16 protein-coding genes are annotated in these 17,614 nt (G+C 39.1%); 3 read left to right on the forward strand and 13 right to left on the reverse strand.

All coding sequences use genetic code 11. The features are described from left to right. Positions 1-37 precede the first annotated feature (37 nt). Both IEE83_RS11560 and IEE83_RS11565 read right to left on the reverse strand, forming a co-directional pair. Positions 38-607, reverse strand: coding sequence for a helix-turn-helix domain-containing protein (locus IEE83_RS11560; protein ID WP_194120731.1), 570 nt, complete (start codon positions 605-607; stop codon positions 38-40). A 130-nt stretch (positions 608-737) separates the two neighbouring features. Continuing rightward, positions 738-1,439 (reverse strand): SGNH/GDSL hydrolase family protein, encoded by a 702-nt coding sequence (locus IEE83_RS11565; protein WP_194120732.1) that lies wholly within the window; start codon positions 1,437-1,439, stop codon positions 738-740. Between the two features lie 232 nt (positions 1,440-1,671). On the opposite strand from IEE83_RS11565, the gene IEE83_RS11570 reads away from it, so the two are divergent. Next, complete coding sequence (locus IEE83_RS11570) at positions 1,672-3,243, forward strand: glycoside hydrolase family 32 protein (protein ID WP_194120733.1); 1,572 nt, start codon at positions 1,672-1,674, stop codon at positions 3,241-3,243. Between the two features lie 68 nt (positions 3,244-3,311). Here the strand turns inward: IEE83_RS11570 and IEE83_RS11575 are convergent, their stop codons facing one another. Both IEE83_RS11575 and IEE83_RS11580 read right to left on the reverse strand, forming a co-directional pair. Then, on the reverse strand, positions 3,312-3,863 hold the full coding sequence (locus tag IEE83_RS11575) for a DUF2911 domain-containing protein (protein ID WP_194120734.1): 552 nt from the start codon (positions 3,861-3,863) through the stop codon (positions 3,312-3,314). A 53-nt stretch (positions 3,864-3,916) separates the two neighbouring features. Continuing rightward, complete coding sequence (locus tag IEE83_RS11580; protein WP_194120735.1) at positions 3,917-4,384, reverse strand: nuclear transport factor 2 family protein; 468 nt, start codon at positions 4,382-4,384, stop codon at positions 3,917-3,919. A 237-nt stretch (positions 4,385-4,621) separates the two neighbouring features. On the opposite strand from IEE83_RS11580, the gene IEE83_RS11585 reads away from it, so the two are divergent. Next, entirely contained in the window at positions 4,622-5,356 is a 735-nt protein-coding gene (locus IEE83_RS11585; RefSeq protein ID WP_194120736.1) for a proteasome-type protease, read from the forward strand. A gap of 82 nt (positions 5,357-5,438) precedes the next feature. On the opposite strand, the gene IEE83_RS11590 is transcribed toward IEE83_RS11585, so the two are convergent. The 7 genes from IEE83_RS11590 to pdxA form a co-directional block, all read right to left on the reverse strand. Next, positions 5,439-6,824, reverse strand: coding sequence for a M28 family peptidase (locus IEE83_RS11590; protein ID WP_194120737.1), 1,386 nt, complete (start codon positions 6,822-6,824; stop codon positions 5,439-5,441). A 45-nt stretch (positions 6,825-6,869) separates the two neighbouring features. Continuing rightward, positions 6,870-9,191 (reverse strand): efflux RND transporter permease subunit, encoded by a 2,322-nt coding sequence (locus tag IEE83_RS11595; protein ID WP_194120738.1) that lies wholly within the window; start codon positions 9,189-9,191, stop codon positions 6,870-6,872. A 181-nt stretch (positions 9,192-9,372) separates the two neighbouring features. Next, complete coding sequence (locus IEE83_RS11600) at positions 9,373-10,554, reverse strand: class I SAM-dependent methyltransferase (RefSeq protein WP_194120739.1); 1,182 nt, start codon at positions 10,552-10,554, stop codon at positions 9,373-9,375. Between the two features lie 73 nt (positions 10,555-10,627). Beyond that, on the reverse strand, positions 10,628-12,238 hold the full coding sequence (locus IEE83_RS11605; RefSeq protein WP_228101775.1) for a tetratricopeptide repeat-containing sensor histidine kinase: 1,611 nt from the start codon (positions 12,236-12,238) through the stop codon (positions 10,628-10,630). Positions 12,239-12,594: 356 nt separating this feature from the next. Beyond that, positions 12,595-13,221, reverse strand: a complete 627-nt coding sequence (locus IEE83_RS11610; RefSeq protein WP_194120741.1) for a DNA-3-methyladenine glycosylase — start codon at positions 13,219-13,221, stop codon at positions 12,595-12,597. Next, positions 13,222-14,109: a YicC/YloC family endoribonuclease gene (locus IEE83_RS11615; RefSeq protein ID WP_194120742.1), complete on the reverse strand. Its 888-nt coding sequence runs from the start codon at positions 14,107-14,109 to the stop codon at positions 13,222-13,224. It lies immediately after the preceding gene. A gap of 73 nt (positions 14,110-14,182) precedes the next feature. Beyond that, positions 14,183-15,286 carry a 4-hydroxythreonine-4-phosphate dehydrogenase PdxA gene (gene pdxA, locus IEE83_RS11620; protein WP_194120743.1) on the reverse strand — a complete coding sequence of 368 codons (1,104 nt, stop codon included), beginning with the start codon at positions 15,284-15,286 and terminating at the stop codon, positions 14,183-14,185. A 202-nt stretch (positions 15,287-15,488) separates the two neighbouring features. Here pdxA and IEE83_RS11625 point away from each other — a divergent pair, with 202 nt between their 5' ends. After that, entirely contained in the window at positions 15,489-16,424 is a 936-nt protein-coding gene (locus tag IEE83_RS11625) for an NAD(P)-dependent oxidoreductase (RefSeq protein ID WP_194120744.1), read from the forward strand. Position 16,425: 1 nt separating this feature from the next. Here IEE83_RS11625 and IEE83_RS11630 read toward each other — a convergent pair whose 3' ends face one another. After that, a complete protein-coding gene (locus tag IEE83_RS11630) occupies positions 16,426-16,920 on the reverse strand; it encodes a DUF421 domain-containing protein (protein ID WP_194120745.1) in 495 nt (164 codons plus the stop codon). A 124-nt stretch (positions 16,921-17,044) separates the two neighbouring features. Further along, positions 17,045-17,611, reverse strand: a complete 567-nt coding sequence (locus tag IEE83_RS11635; RefSeq protein WP_194120746.1) for a 50S ribosomal protein L25/general stress protein Ctc — start codon at positions 17,609-17,611, stop codon at positions 17,045-17,047. Positions 17,612-17,614 lie beyond the last annotated feature (3 nt).

Raw genomic sequence — 17,614 nt, forward strand, 5'->3', positions numbered from 1 at the left:
TCCGACCGGTAGAAAACCATCAGATAATTAATAACTCTTACTTCTGATTAAAGAAATAAACAATCAGCATCAAACAACTTTCAGCATGTCTGTTTTTTGGAACGTGCGGTAGCCTTCCGTCAAAAAATAATGAATCTCCTGCTTCAAGGCTGTATACATCACCGTTAATGAGGTAATCAACTTTTCCGCTTAAAATATATTTGAATTCGAATGCTTCCGTGTAAACTTCCTCGCGATGTGAATTTGGGGACAATTCAAGCATGACAAAATCTATCGTTGTTGCCTGAAGACTTTTTGTAAAGATTCTCTGGTAACTAAATCCCTTTGTATTTTCCTTTTCAAAAGTTTCGTAATGATCTTTTTTCTGCACAATAACAGTCGGTTCAACGAGGTTCAGATCTTTGAAAAAATCACCAACTTCCATTTCCAGCGACTGGATAATACTGAACATAACGGGCAAAGAAGGAATACTACGGCCGTTTTCAATTTGGGAAATCAGGCCTTTGCTGACGTTGGATTTGTCTGCCAGCTCCTGTAAAGTAAGTTTTTTATCAATTCTTTTTTCCTTGATTCTCCGGCTTACTTCCAATAAAAATGCACCTTCCATAGTAATCTAATCGCTATATCGTTTTAACACAGCTCAAAGTTAAACGCTTCTGCCTTATGGAATGGCATTTTTTTCGAGAGTTTACGATATCTTAAACTAAACTTAGTTTAAGGCAAGTTTATGAAACGTGTTAAAGAGATAACAGCGGTTTCACAGGAGGAAGTGCTTCATCTACCCAAAGCTGGTGCATTTTTTTCGAATAATGCAGATTGTCGGAGGCAACCATGGTTGGATCATTCAGGGCTTTTCGGGAAATTGGTGTGATATCAACGAAGAGAATTTTTTCTTTCGCACATTCTTCTTTTACGACCAGGTTAAATTTATCAATGCTTTTTCCAGTTTCCTCCCTGTTGCCTGAACCAAATTCCGTGCAGCCCCAATCGGGTATGGATAAGACAAAAACCCGGTTTCTCCGATCACCTGCATATTCCACACTTTTTAAAAGCAACATGTGAAAATCGCTTCTAAATTCGTCGAGGCTTCTGCCTTGATACTGATTATTTACACCAATGAGAAGTGATACCAGGTCATAATTTTCTTTGGGTTTGAAACCGTTGCAGGCACCCAAAAGATTTGCAGTTGTCCAGCCGGTTTTGGCCAGGATATCTGTTGTGGAGATCACGCGCCCATTTTCACCCATACTTTTGGCAAAAAGCACAGGCCAGCGATCCGTTTCCGGAACGCTCTCACCAATGGTATAGGAATCTCCAAGGGCAAGATATCTAAGTCCGGTTGTGGTATCCTGATTATCTCCTGAATGAATCACGGAAACTTCTGTCTCATTGATACAGGCAATACAAAAAAGTAAAGACGAAATGATTAATTTGTACATTTTCAGAATCTGTGTGTTGAGAATATTTTGAAACAGCTTTTATTGCTATTGACCGCTTTATATATACCGTTTTTGAACTCATTTAGATCGAAATGATCAGAATTTAGATTATTATTTAAATTCTACCATTTTTCATCTTCAGGCACTGTTATTTAAGTATATTAGAAATAAAGAAAAATTGCTTAAACTATCGGATAAATCGACCCTGCTTAATACATTTTAACCTATGAGAATGTTAAAAACCATTCGGACTATTACTATTGCCTTGATGATTAGCCAGTTAAATAATACTGCTTTGGTAAAGGCGCAGTCAGTGGATTCTACCAAAGTAATGACTTACAGACCTGCCTTTCATTTTGCGCCGCCCAACAATTGGACGAATGATCCAAACGGGCTGGTTTTTTATAATGATCAATACCATATTTTCTACCAGTATAATCCGGAAGGGGATACCTGGGGACATATGTCCTGGGGGCACGCCACGAGCAAGGATATGATGAAATGGGAACATCAGCCGGTGGCTTTGCAGGATTATCCGAACGGAAATGGCACGACTACCATGTTTTTCAGCGGCACAGCGGTGGTAGATAAAAACAATACTTCCGGTTTTGGAAAAAAAGACGGAGAAATCCCGTTGGTGGCAATTTACACGGCCCATATCGATAGCAGCGGAACCGGGATTTCTCAGAACCAGAGCCTGGCGTATAGTCTGGATGGAAAGCAATTTACACGATATGACAAAAATCCTTTAATCGATTTACATACCAAAGATTTTCGTGATCCCAAGGTTTTCTGGCAGGAACAGTTTAAACAATGGGTCATGATTGTTGCCAAACCTCTGGAATTTAAGGTTCAGTTTTACGCTTCGCCGGATTTGAAATCATGGAGTCTGTTAAGTGAGTTTGGGGATAAATTTGGGGATAAAAGTAAAATCTGGGAATGTCCCGATATTTTTGAACTGCCAGTTGAAAATGAACCCGGCACAACAAAATGGGTTATTACAGTCTCCGGAGGCCATCCACAGCAAAATGGAAATCTCGGTATGCAATATTTTATCGGAAATTTTGACGGAAAAACTTTCACGCCGGATGCTTTAAAATATCCGTTATATCTGGATTATGGAAAAGATTTTTATGCAGGAATTATTTTCAATAATCTTCCTGACAATGACAAACGCAAAATCATGATAGGATGGCAAAATAGCTGGGAATATGCCGGCGTTACGCCGTCCAGAGGTTTTAGAGGACAAATGTCGGTTCCTAGAGAACTTTCCATTTTTAAAAATGAAAATAGTGAGTACAGGATAAAATCATTTCCTACAAAAGAAGTCACTTCTTATCGAGGTCAGCTTTTGGCAACACAAAATTCCGTAGCTGTGACGGGAAGTAAATTGTTGAATTCTATCTCTGGCAGTAAACTTGATATTGAGTTTGTAATTAAAAGAAGTTCTGCTGAGCAGGCGGGAATAAAATTGTTGAAACACGGAGAAAACCAGACGCTGGTTTATTACAACAAAATTGATAATACGCTGAAAATTGATCGTACAAAAAGTGGCAATGTAGATTTCAGTCCAAAATTTCCAAGTATTGAATCTGTGCCGCTTCCGGATACCAATGATGATATTTACATAAGAATTTTGGTAGACAGAAATAATATTGAAGTTTTTGCAAATGGCGGTAATCAGGTGATGACTGATCTGGTTTTTCCGCTTTCTGAAAAAGTTAGTTATGAATTGTTTTCAACAGAAGTAGCAACAACTTTCAGAGATCTGAATATTTGGGAAATGAAGTCTTCTATGGAATAAAAAATTCAGTTATATAATAAAAGGCTGTATCAGAAAAATTCTGGTACAGCCTTTCGTTTTTAAGTCAATTAGAAAGTAATTGGTGTTTCAACCACAGTGTTTTCCCAACCAAACTTCATTACCGCGCCAGTATCAGCTTTGGCAAACTGGATCGAGAAATTTTCAATAGTTTCTGATGTCTTTTTTGCCGGTACTTTTACTCTTAGAACATCGTCAGCCTCTTTATAGCTGTAAGCGCCCCAGTAATCCAAATCTTTGTTAAGAATAATAGTCCATTCGGTTTCACCCGGAATTGCGAATAAAGAATAAGTACCCGCTTTTATTTTTTGTCCCTGAATTGTTGCGTCCTGGTAAAATTTGATCTCGGTAGATTCATCCGCTCCAACTCTCCATACTTTTCCAAAAGGAACAAGTTTGCCAATCACTTCACGATTCTTTTTTGCAGGGCGACTGTAAGTAACGCGAACAAGTGCTTTGTCGTCACCCTTGCGGTCGTGAGAAAAATTGTCAGGATAAAATGCCTTATCCATAGGGCTCACATCAAGACCTCTGAATGTTTGTGCGTTGGCAGAAAGTGCACCTATGAAAAGCATAGATGATAGTAAAATTGCTTTTTTCATTTTTCTTGTTAGTAATAATTGGAATAGTAATTGGGATAATAATATCTGATAATTTATTTCTTTTTCATAAAGTTGTCAAGATTTTCCCTGGCACTAGTCTGAACTTTGTTTCTGAAATAAGGCGTCCAGCCGAGTAATAAACCTGAAAATCCAAAAGCCTGTTTCGCCCAGACATAAAAATCAAAGGTATCGGTATGGCTTACAATTTTATTGTTTTCAATGACAAATTTTGCATGAATGTTATTTACTACCCGTTTTCCGGTTCTTGAAAAAAGATAAGATGCCGTCCACTCCGCACTTGCACCTGTTTCGTTTTCTGTTACGTTTCCAAAAGTAAGGCTGAGTTCTTTTCCCGATTTACAAAGCATTTCCCACATTGCTTTCACTTCTGCACTATTGAGATTTTTAAAAACTTCATCGTTGAAAACAGCATTTTCGGCATAACAGGACTGCATACCTTTGTAATCTTTGTTTTTAAAACTGGTGTAAAATGCGGTGATCAATTGTCCGTCAGACGTCATAGAGGTGAATTTAGAAAAGAAAATCCTGTAACAGAAAACCTGATTTACAGAACCTGATCCCATAAATGTACAAAAGGCTGGGACAAACACAGGGGGCGAGGTTATATTAATTATTAGATAAAGCTTAAAGTAACCTTTGGGATTTGGTATTTTTGTGCGGAATTGATTTAATTGCACGATGAGAAGGATTTATTTCACACAGAAATCTTTCCATTATTTTAAAGTAAAGACGGAATTATGACTTATTGCTTAGGAATTAAAGTGAAAGAAGGATTGGTGGCCATAGCGGATACGCGGATCACAGCCGGCACTAATACTACCACAAAAAAGAAAATGTACATCGCTCAAAAAGATAATTATTCTCTTTTTATCATGACAAGCGGTCTGCGTTCTGTGAGGGACAAGGCAGTACATTATTTTGAAGAACTGATCGAAGAAGGAGTAGTTTATAACAAATTGTACAAGGCGGTCAACGCCTTTGGAGAGCAGGTGAAGAGGGTTGCGGTTGAGGATAAGGAAGCGCTTGAACGGGCCGGTTTGAAATTCAATCTGAATACCATTGTTGGCGGACAGCTCAAAGATGATTCAGAACACAAACTTTTTCTGCTGTATTCTGAGGGAAATTGGGTTGAGCTGGATGAAGGTTCTCCCTATGTAATTATCGGGAATTCCGGACAGGGAAAAGCGATTTTAAATCGTGTTCTTGACGACGAATCCACGATGAAGCAAGCTTTGAAAGCGGGCTTTCTTTCTTTTGATTCAACACGTGTCAGTAACAATGACGTTGAATTCCCAATTGACGTAGTTCTTTATAAAAAGGATAGCTTCGCCATTGTGGAACATCGCTACGAAAAGAAAGATATGGAAAAAGTATCCGAACTTTGGGCAGCAAAACTGAAAGAAGATCTGGACGAGATTCCGGAAGACTGGATGGATGTTTCTTTTGATAAAATTAAAGAAAAGCAGGATTAGTAATCCTGAGAATATAAAAGCATCGGGCCTGAATAAATTTTATTCAGGCCCGATGCTTTTATATTTAGTTGAAGTGAAAAAATTATTCCACTCCGTATTTATCGATCAGGTATAACATGGCTGCCATAGAAGCGCCACCCAGTTCAAGTTCACGTTTACTCACTTTATCAAACGTGTCATTTGCAGCGTGATGATAATCGAAATATCTTTGCGAATCAGGGATTAATTCCATCAAAACAGTTCCCTGCGGACCTAATGGGCCAATATCTGCACCGCCACCGCCTGGTCCTAATTCATATAGACCATAAGGCGTAAACAATTTTGTCCAGGAAACTATTTTAGCTTTTTGAGCCGGTGTTCCAACTACACCAAATCCTAATGGAATAAATCCACCGCGATCCGATTCAATCGCAGCGATATGTTTTTCATTTTTATTTTTCGCAGAATCCGCATAAGCAATTCCACCTTTCAGACCGTTTTCTTCATTCATAAACATCACGGCTCTCAAAGTATTTTTTGGTTTGTATCCCAAAACTTTAAGCAAACGAACCGCCTCAATAGACTGAACGCAGCCAGAACCATCATCATGAGCGCCTTGTGCAAAATCCCACGAATCAAGGTGACCGCCTACAACAATATATTTTGCAGGATTTTCAGATCCTTTTAATTCACCGATGACATTGTGAGAAGCTACATCAGGAAGTGTCTCACTGTATTGCTCAAAATATACTTCAGTATCGGCATTTTCTTTTATCAGCTTGCTCAACAATTCAGCACCGTTTGTCGAGATCGCTGCGGCTGGTATCATTCCCGCTCCGCTCGCATAACGCAAGCTGCCTGTATGAGGGAAATCATCCAGTCTTGTGGTCATGGAACGGACGATAGTACCGATTGCTCCAAGTTTTGCAGCTTCGCTAGGGCCGTAACCACGTTGTTCTACTGCACCACCATATGCTTCAAAAGTATTTAATTTGGTAGGATCCATCGGCCGGTTAAAGAAAACGATTTTTCCTTTTACCTTATCCGTTCCCAGTGCTCTTAATTCCTGAAAATTTTGAACTTCAATTACCTTCGCTTTTACTCCGCCTTTTGGTGTTGCTACTGAACCACCCAAAGCAGCGATTGGAACAACTATTTTTTGTTTTCCTGAAACAATATATGCTTTTTCCTTAGCGCCGCGTACCCAATGTGGTACCATCACATTTTGTAAAAAAACATTGTCAAATTTTTCCTTCACCATAACATCCCTGGTGTATTCAACAGCCTTGGCAGCTCCGGCGGATCCGCTCAATCTCGCTCCAACTTTTTGGGTCAGGTCCCTCAGGTATTCATAAGAATGTCCTTCTGATAAAGCCGTGTTGAATATTTTAAGGATAAAAATCGAGTCAGCCTGGTAGTCGGACTGGGCAAAAGTAACGGAGGTTGAGCACAAGGCCAGCATCGCTAATGAAAGCAGGGTTCGTTTCATTTCTTGTTATTTTATAGGAGTGTTTATTTGGCAATTTAATTTAAATCAGGATGGCTTTTCACCTTTCTTTTGCCATTTTGAAATGGATAGAAGCAGTGCAGGTAGTAAAATTAAATTGGTACACATCGCTACCAATAAAGTAATCGAAACCATGACACCCATCGCCGCTGTACCGCCGAAGCTCGAAGCAGAGAAAATAGAGAAACCACAGAAAAGAATAACTGCTGTGTAAATCATACTAAGTCCGGTTCCAAAAATAGAATTGGTAACGGCCTGAGAAGCATTCAGTCCTTTATCATAAATTTCCTGACGATATCTGGTTAGGAAATAAACGGTTCCATCCGAAGCAATACCAAAAGTGATACTGAAAATCAAAATGGTTGTAGGTTTGAAATAAATCCCAAAGTAACCCATAATTCCGGCCGTAAGAGCCAATGGAATTAGACAAGGTAATTTTGACAAAAGAATAATCGGAATGGAGCGGAAAAGTACCATACCAACCACCGCAATCAAAAGAATTGCGATCAGCAAACTTTCATACAAGTTTCCAAGCAAATAATCATTGCTTTTCAAAAACACAAGACTGTGTCCGGTAAGACTCACTTTATATTTGGCAGGGCTGAAAATAGAATCCACTTTCGGGCGGATTTCTTTCATTAAAACTTTGATACGTTCCGAGCCAACATCGGCCATTTGAAAACTGACGCGGGTTACGCTTTTATCTTCATTTAAAAACGAATTGATTTGTTTGGAAGCGCCTTGTTTTCCCTGAACATAATTGGTCAGTTTGGCCAGTTCCAATGCACCAGGTAAAGCATAATATTTTGAATCACCGCCTCTGTAAGCCTGGTAAAGGAAACGTGAAGCTTCAACAACTGAAACAGGCTTTGAAAATTCCTTATATTTTCCAAGCTCGTTTTGCAGCGATTTTATTTTGTAAAGTACTGCTGCGTTATCACCAAATACACCATTTTTTTCTTTCGTATTGATCATCACTTCAAAAGGCAAAACACCGTTGAAGTTTTTTTCAAGGAAACGAAGGTCGGTATAAACGGGGTCATTTTTTGGAAGATCATCCACTACATAACCGATGGCTTTAATCTTCGTCATGCCATAACCGGAAACGATGATCATAATGAACATGGCGATATAAATTTCCTTGCGGCGATTATGTACCAGATAATTTACTTTTTCAAGGAACCCATGCGCCCATTTTCCATCCAAATGTTTCAAATGGCGTGCTTTCGGCACATCCATGTAATGCAGTGTAATAGGAAGCAAAAGCAGGCAAAGTACATAAGTAACCATTACGCTTATCGCTGCAACGATTCCAAATTCAACCAGCAACGTACTGTTTGTAAAGTAAAAAACGCCAAAACCGATAGCAGTAGTAATGTTAGCAAGGAAAGTGGAAAGTCCGATCTGTCGTACCATTTCTAATAAGGCATCATCTTTTGACCGTCCGGCTTTAAGTTCTGTCTGGTATTTGTTGATGAAAAATACACAGTTCGGAACGCCGATTACAATCAGCAGGGGAGGAATAAGTCCTGTAAGCGCCGTTATTTTGTATCCGAATATTTGAAGCAGACCAACTGAAAATATTACTCCAATTAATACAACAATGATAGAAAGTAATGTAAGACGGAAAGATCTGAAAAACGCCCAAAGAATAAATAATGTAACTAAAACCGCCAGTCCCATGAACAACTCCATTTCACCGGAAATTTTCTTCATATTGACGGTCCGGATATATGGCATACCCGAATAGTGCAGATCCGTTTTGTACTTAACAGCAAATTCTTCTCCCATCGCTTCAATATCACTTACGATACTAAGACGGCGAGCTGAATTAAGGGCTTTGTCGTTGAATGTAATGACAATAAGCGTGGCGTTGGTTTTGGAATTTAGCACCAAACCCTCATAAAAAGGAAGATTCAGAATCTCCTTTTTCAAACTGTCAACTTCTGTTTGTGTAGTGGGAATTGCCTTGATTACAGGAGCGAAATCAAACTGGCTGAGGCTGTCATTTCTCACAACCTTTTGAAGATTAGCTAATGATAAGACGTTTTTGATCCCAGTAGTTTCCTTGATACGCTGCGCGAGTTTGCACCAGTCCTGAAATTTGTTGACCTGAAAAAGTCCCGGATCCTGCCATCCGATCACCATTACACTTCCGTCTTCACCAAATAATTTACGGAAATCCTGATATTCTTTTTCAACCGGATCGTTTGCGGGGAGAATTCTTGCAAACTGATAGGAAAGTTCGATTTTTTTTGCCTCATAAGCCATGAAAACGGTTGAGACCAACACTAATGCAACCCACCAAAGCCGGTAGCGGATTATGTAAGTTGCTAATTTATTCCACATATATTGTAATTAGGTTTTTTGCAAAAAGCTGCAAATATACACAGCATGTTTAGGAAACGGTCTTTTTTGACCTTTTTTGTCACGTTCAAAAAAATATTGGACTGATTTGTGACCGATTGGTGTCAAAATCAACTGAGAATATGTTTTTGCTAATTATTAGTATAAATTCTTATGCCATATGTCAAATTCCCAACATTCTTTCTAAATGATGGTACTCAATCCCGAAATAAGATTTGGCACCTTTTATCTTTTTTAGCAATAGCGTTTTATCCGGTTGCGACTTGTGATTTTTAATACCGACAATCATAACGTTTTTTGGCGTGTGAGCGTCTGAAATAAATTCAAAAACTTTTGTTTTATAGCCAAAGTATTCCAAAATCATAGCACGTATTCCATCGGTAACCATTTCCGCCTGACGTTCGAGGAAGATTCCATATTTCGTCAAAAAGTCAACATCGTTGGTTGCCTTATGCTTTTCAATTTCCCTGCGGATTTGCTTATGACAGCAAGGTGCAACTACAATTAATTCTGCATCAGCTTTTATGCCTTTAAAAATGGCATCGTCTGTTGCTGTATCACAGGCATGAAGCGCAATAAGAATATCAATTTCCCTGGTTTCGTAATCTTCTATCGTTCCTTCAACAAAACTGAGATTTTTGAAAGATGCATTTTCGGCGATACTATTGCAAAGTGAAACCATATCCGCCCGGAATTCAACGCCGGTGATTTCCGGTTCAAGATTCAGCACATTTTGAAGATAATCATATAAGGCAAAAGTAAGATAACCCTTGCCGGAGCCCATATCGACTACTTTTACAGAGCCTTCGGCAGGAATTTCCTTAATGAGCGAACTCAGTATTTCTACGTAGTGATTGATCTGTTTGTATTTATCCTGTGCGTTTTTGAAGACATTACCTTCCTGATCCGTAATTTTTAAATCAGTGAGATAGGATTTATTTTGAGCAGGAATCAGTCTCTTTTTGTTTTTATCGTGTTCAAGAGAAACCGTGCTTTTTGATGCAGGCCTTTTCTTTAAAGTTAGTTTGCCGGCATTCAGAATTTCAAATTGCAGATCTGATTCAGTAGAAAAAAGTGTAGATACATTGAAGCCTTCAAGAAGAAATTTTTCTATAAGACTGATCCCTTCATCTTTTGAGAAGTTTTTAACGATGTCTCTGGTTTTGTACCGATAAGTAAAGCTAAGTTTTTCTTCCTTTTTGATAAGAATCCTCTTAACATACAGATTTTTAAGATTTTCTTCCTTGCCTTTGTAATTGCCCAGAGACAGGCTGATGAAAGTTTGATCGGTGATAGTCTGCGAAATTGCTTGTATGAACTCCTTTACTTTTTCAGAAATAACCATTATTTGTGTTTTGTTTTCTCAAATTAGACTAACACCAGGAAACGTAATACAGTTTGGTGAAAGAAGAATTTGTTTATTTGGGAATCTCAATTCCAATGTTCGTTCCCGGGTTTTGTTCGTTTGAAATCACGATTTTGCCTTTCAGGCTTTGAACCCTGTTTTTCACATTGCCCAGACCAACGCCATGAGAAGAATTATTTTTGATCCCGCTTCCATTGTCGCTGATTGTCAGGTGAATGGTGCGGGCTGTTTCTTTCAAAGAGATTTCTGCCTGGTCAGCTTTGGAATGTTTGAGTATGTTATTAGTCAGTTCGAGCAGGATACTGTACAATTCAAATTCAACTTTTTTGTCAAGTCGTTTGTCAAGTCCATCAACTTCAAATTTAAATTGAATAGAATTATTTTCATTTAACTTACCAACCAGGCGTTGTAAAGCCACAATCAGGCCATGTTCTTCAAGTTCAATGGGCATTAAATTGTGCGATAAACTTCTGACTTCCCTATACGCCGCACCAACCATCTGATGTACGCTTTGGTAAATTTTTTGCTCTTCTTCGGACAACAATTTTTTGTCCATACCATACAAATACCAGTTCAACGACGCCAACGTGCCTCCCAAATGGTCATGAAGCTCGGCCGCAACACGTTTTCGCTCAATTGTTTGTCCCTGAATCAAAGCTTCTTTTATCGCTGCGTTTTTCCGTCTCAGCTTTTTGTTGTTGAACCAAAGAAAAGCTGAAAAAGCAACGATCAGAATTAAAAAAGCGATCAAAACACTTTGAATCGTATTTTGTTCATTAATAATCTTTCGTTGAATTTCTGAATCCATTTGCTGGTTTTCGTAAATCAGCTTATACATATTATATTCTCTCGCAACGCGCTCGATATGTCTTGTCCGGCGGATGTAATCGACCTGTTCGAGGTAAAAGAGAGATTGTTTTACATCGTTTTTACCTTTGTAAGCTTTGTAAAGGCATATGAGTGCCCAATTCGTTTGGCGGGAAGAATGATAAAGTTTGCTAAGCTCAAATGCCTCGCTTTCTGTTTCGATGGCCTTGTCATATCTTTTTTGGGAATAGTAGACATTGCCAAGGTCGTTCAGTGCATTGAGAATGCCAAAACGATTATTGAGCTTCTGAAATATTACGTAAGCTTCGGTTACATACTTTTCAGCCTTGTCCAGCTCATCTTTTCGTACATAAAGATAACCACGATCTTGTAATACAGATGCCATTCCCCATTGCGAGCCTATTTTTTTAAAGGCATCATATGCCATGTCATAGTACCGGTTGGCTTGTGGATATTCCAGTTTCTCACGATAAAAATTACCAATATTTTCCAGACAGACTGCTTTGGCGCTGTCCAGTTTCAAATTGTTGTAAATGTTGAAAGCACTCTGAAAATTTGCCAGCGCCACGTCAAACTGTTTATATTCCGCACTGGATTCTCCCTGAAATCTCTTGGCATTAGCGGTGTACAGCGGAAGATTTTCTTTTTGAGAAAGCAGAAGTATTTCATTGGAAATTTCTCTTAAAATATCATAGCTGCCATCAATGATATAATATGTACACAACAGGTCATAGGCCATAATTTTGCCTTTTGACCATTGATGTTTTTGTGAAAGGCGAAGAATTTGCTGGGCGTACAATACCGCTTTATCCGCGTCAAAATATAAATTTTGCATGGCAAGTTTGCGGTACTTATATATCAAAATGGTGTCCTGTGGGAAATTTGCAGAATACTTTGATTGCATCAAACCCTCATTGGCCCTTGAGGTTTGGGCAAATGAAGTGTGTCCCTGTAAAAGGCTTACGTATACCAGTAAAATAAAAGCTAATGAGTAAAGTTTAGCCATAAATAAATTCGGCATGTATGGCAGGCACGTATTGTACCAAATGAAATTTTTATAAGAAGTTATATAACGCTGAGTGTTTTCAAACAAAGGCCAAATATAGAAAATGATAAGACAAAATAGGGCTTTGTAGGCATTTCTTTTATCTTTTTGTAGTATAAATTTTGATTTTGCAGCTGTTGGTTTACCTATCTGCTAACAAAAGGGTTGTTTTTGAGAGAGTAACGATATAAGAAATCGGCACCTTGTGTAAGGCCGATTCTTTTAGAAATTTCTATCTCGAAAGGATTGCCTGACAGGGGAGGTGTGATAAATAAATTGCTGTCGACCAGAGATTGGGAATTGTGAACGGAGCGTTCTATACCCATTGCCTGAACCAATTTTCCAGGACCTCTGCATAATTCCTTGAGTGGAATAGGTTTTGATACTTTACCCAGCGTTTTTTTTCTCGATAATTCACGGCGTATTTGCATGATTTCAATGCCTTCGGTAGGTTGAAGTGCCCGGATTAGTACCGCTTCACCGCAGTCAACCCTGTTGCTTACGACATTGACACACTGATACATGCCATAAATGAGATAGACATAGATGGTTCCAGGAGCAGCATACATAGGCTCTGTTCGCGGTGTTCTTTTCTGATATGCATGACAAGCCGGATCGTCCTGTAAATAGGCTTCTGTTTCAACAATAGTCCCGCTGGTGATACCATCGGGACTATTGTGAACAAGTTCGCAGCCAAGTAGTTTCTGGGCTAGCGTACGTGTATCATAAGCTTCATAAAAGGACTGTGGCAAGCGATTTTCGCCAACAAGCATCTAAATAATATTCATAGTTTGTTCCTTGATTTTTTCAAGTTCATCTTTCATTTGAACTACAAACCGCTGTATACCGTAGTCGTTTGCTTTGGAACCGATCGTATTGATTTCCCTGCCAATTTCCTGAGCGATGAAGTTCAGTTTTTTACCATTGCTTTCTGGTGACTGCAACGTTTCGTTGAAGTATAGCAAATGATTGGCAAGACGAATTTTTTCTTCTGAGATATCAAATTTTTCGATATAATAAATCAATTCCTGCTCAAAGCGGTTTGGATCAAAATTTTCATCTGACAATAAATCGCGTACTTGTTTTTCCAAACGCTCACGTACCGCAGGAATTCGTAATTTATCCTGCTCTTTTACTTCTTCCAGAAGTGAGGAAATGGTACCGATGTAATCCGCAAATTTATCGGCGGTCATTTTTCCTTCCTGTTCGCGGAAAACAGTACATTTTCTTAATGCCTCGTGGACAGCTTCTTTAATCTGAGCCCAGTCACTATCGCGATTTGTGTCAGTAACCGATTCTGTATTGTAAGCATTTGGCATTTGAAGTGCCATGCGGAGTAAATCCGTAGATTCGCCAGAAAAACCAAGGTCGTTGGCAGTTTCAGTTAAATCGTTAAAATAAACTTTCACCAAAGGACGATTTACAGCAGTCGTTGCAATCGCTTTTCCAACTGGTTGTACCGTTAAACTCACCTCCACTTTTCCGCGCTCCAGCGATTGGGTTACGAGGTTACGGATTTCTATTTCACGTTCTGAATAATTTCTTGGAACGCGGCAGTATATATCCAGGAATTTGGAATTCAGTGTTTTAATCTCAACTGTTACGTTGATCGATTCGGATTCGATGTTTGCTACACCGTAGCCGGTCATGGATCTTAACATGTAGGGGTCTTTAATTAAATTGAAATTTAGATGATGAAAGCTTCCACGGAAAACCGGGCGGATCTTACTAACATCAATTTTGTCTTTGTTTTCCGGATTTCGCCGGATGCTGGCTTTCGGATTGTTGTGGTTTTGTTATCAGTGCATTTTTATCAATTTCCTGACTGAATGTTCTGTATTTTGCCACATCGCAGGCAAGATAAATCGCCTGCAAAAGCGAACCTGGCTCTGCCTGATTTTTTCCTGCAATATTATATGCAGTTCCATGGTCAGGGGATGTTCTTACAGCAGACAAGCCGGCAGTGAAATTTACGCCTTCATTAAAAGCCAGTGTTTTAAATGGTATCAATCCCTGATCGTGGTACATGGCCAGCACTGCATCATATTGTTTGTAAGTCCCGGCCGCAAAAAATCCGTCGGCAGGAAATGGGCCAACAACAAGATTTCCTTTTTCGCGGAAATTTTTCAGGACAGGGATAATCGTATCAATTTCTTCACTACCCAGTAAACCATTTTCACCTGCATGAGGATTTAAACCTAAAACAGCAAGTCTTGGTTTCTTTATACCAAAATCATTTTTCAATGAATAAAGCATTTGTTCAATTTTCGCAGTCAATTTTTCCATAGTTACCCACGCCGGAACATCTTTTACAGGAATATGACCCGAAAGAACCCCAACGCGAAGATCACCCGAAACCATAAACATCAATGCTTCCTGAACAGCGAAGGATTCGGCTAAAAATTCGGTATGACCCGGAAATTTGAATTCAGCACTTTGAATGTTGTCTTTATTGATAGGACCTGTTACAACCGCATGTATTTTTCCGGTTTTAAGATCTTCAACCGCACGTTTCAGCGACGATAAAGAACCTTGTCCTGCTTCGGGAGTAATTTTTCCCGGTTGAATTTCTGTCTGATGGTCGTGCCAGCAGGTAATTACGTTCGTCAGTTTAGGATTAGCTTGTTCCGGGCGTTGTATGCCGTGTAACGTCCAGTCCTTCATTTCAAAAAGATTGCGATATTGATTCAGTACGCGTAAAGAACCGTATATAACCGGTGTGCATAATTTAGCTAACTGATTTCCTTCCAATGCTTTAAGAATTACTTCCGGGCCAATCCCGTTGTAATCTCCTAACGTAATCCCTATTAATGGTTTATCACTTGGTAGTTCACTCATTTATTTGATATTGTATTTTTTTATTTCTGTTTTGTTGAAATTACTTTGCAAGGTACTGATATTAATAATTTTGTATTCATAATGAAGAATTTTAAACATGGAACTTCACTCAGAATAAGCATTTAAATCATCCCTTGTATATATTTCTGATTACTTTTGTAAAACTAATCAATTGGCAAGTTACAAAAATTCCCGTGCTCCTATGAAAATCCTGATAGCAGACTCCATGCATCCGTCACTTTTTACCATGTTGGAAGCGGAAGGTTGGGAATATGCCTATCATCCCGAATATAAAAGGGAAGATATTATCCGTGAATTACCAGCATTTGAAGGATTGTTTATCCGAAGCAAAACTTTTGTGGATATGGAAGTAATGGAGCCGGCAAAGAAACTTCGGTTTATCGCACGTGCAGGAGCTGGTCTTGATTTAATTGATCTTGAAATTGCAAAGGAAAGAGGTATCAAAGTTTTTCATGCGGGGGAAGGAAACCGGGATGCAGTTGCCGAGCATATGCTGGGAATGCTCCTGGGCTTATTGGCCAATATTGTAAAAGCGGATAAAGAAGTTCGCAACGGAATTTGGGACAGGGAAGGAAACAGGGGTGTGGAACTAATGAATAAAACCGTTGGGCTTATTGGTTACGGAAACAACGGCGGTGCCACAGCCAAACGTTTAAGCGGATTTGGCTGCAAAGTTCTAGCCTATGATAAATACCGCGACAATTATGGCGATGCTTTTGCAACCGAGGCTTCACTCGAAGAAATTATGCAGGAAGCAGATATTTTAAGTTTACACGTCCCGCTTACGGATGAAACAAAGTATCTGATTGATAAAAGTTTCATTGAAAATTTTACCAAACCTTTTTATCTGATGAATTTGTCCAGAGGAAAAGTTGCTAACCTTACTGCGGTGGCAGAAGGTTTGAAATCAGGAAAAATAATCGGGGCCTGTCTGGATGTTTTGGAAAATGAAAAATTAAAAACGCTTACCGAAGAGCAGCAAGCAGTTTTTGATTATTTAATTAATTCAAATCGCGTTGTACTAACACCGCATATTGGTGGCTGGACACACGAAAGTTATACAAGGATTAATGAAGTTCTGCTTCGTCAAATAAAAGAATGGCTGGTGGAAGCCTGAGTTATTCTTTCAAAATAACACTGATATTTCCTGTTGCTTCAAGGTAACAGGTTTTTACTTTTTTGTAGTCATCTACATCTTTTTCCCGCAGAAGGGCAGTTAACTCTTCTTCATCGATCAATTCCTTTTCCATGTTTTTTTGCAAAAGTCGGCCATTTCGGATTAGTAGTACAGGATCTGGCTTTGCAAATTTTCCAAAGATAACTTTGTTATAACCCATCCAGTCAATCGCAAAATCCCAGAACAGCAATGTCATGATTAGCGCTGCACCTTCCACGACAGAATTATAAGTTCCTGCCATTGCATTTTGAGCGGCGTCGGAAATCATGGTGATTAAAAGTAAATCACTGATACTTAACTGTCCGGTACCTCTGCGAAACAATCGCATACAAAGATAAATTACCCAGTAGGTGAGGGTACCTCTCAAAAATATTTCCAGCAGCGATAAGCTGGGAACAAACATGGCATGCCAATCTACATTAAAAAGTTTATCCATTAATATTCTGAGGTTTGTTAAATCGGTGTGTAATCTAGTGAAAAACAAATTGCCTGGATAACAAATATGCCGACCAAAGGTCGGCACGTTTGCATCTATTAGCCATGAAAAATAAAATACTTAATTATTTACCCAAAGTACCGCGAAGTGCACGTGGGATTTCAACTGAGGCAATCGGGTTGCTGATCGCTGTAAGGATAACAAATCCTTCCGGCTTGATAGCTCCAACTTTAACAGATTTTCCAAGATCAAGTTCAGTTACATCAACTTCTACATAATCAGGAATGCTGTTTGCCAAACCTTGTACGCGCAATTTACGCAATTTTTGGTTCATTTTACCACCTTTCATTACACCAGAAGATGCGCCTGTCAATTTCACAGGTACGTCAACTTTAATTTCCTTGCCATCAATGATTTGAAGGAAATCGGCGTGTAACAACATATCATTTACAGGGTGGAATTGTTTTTCCTGCAAAATAGCATTATATATAGTTCCCTCGATATTCAAGGTAACATTAAATACATCCGGGGTGAAAAGCAATGTGCGGAACAACATAGCAGGTGCATAGAAATGCACTTGTTCTGGACCACCATACAGCACAGATGGAACATAACCCTGAGCACGTAACTCCTGAGCTTCCACCTTGCCGAGATTCGCTCTTTTAAACCCTACAATCTCATGCGTTTTCATAAG

It is taken from the genome of Dyadobacter subterraneus, from assembly GCF_015221875.1.
In the GTDB taxonomy this organism is placed as follows: Bacteria; Bacteroidota; Bacteroidia; order Cytophagales; family Spirosomataceae; genus Dyadobacter; species Dyadobacter subterraneus.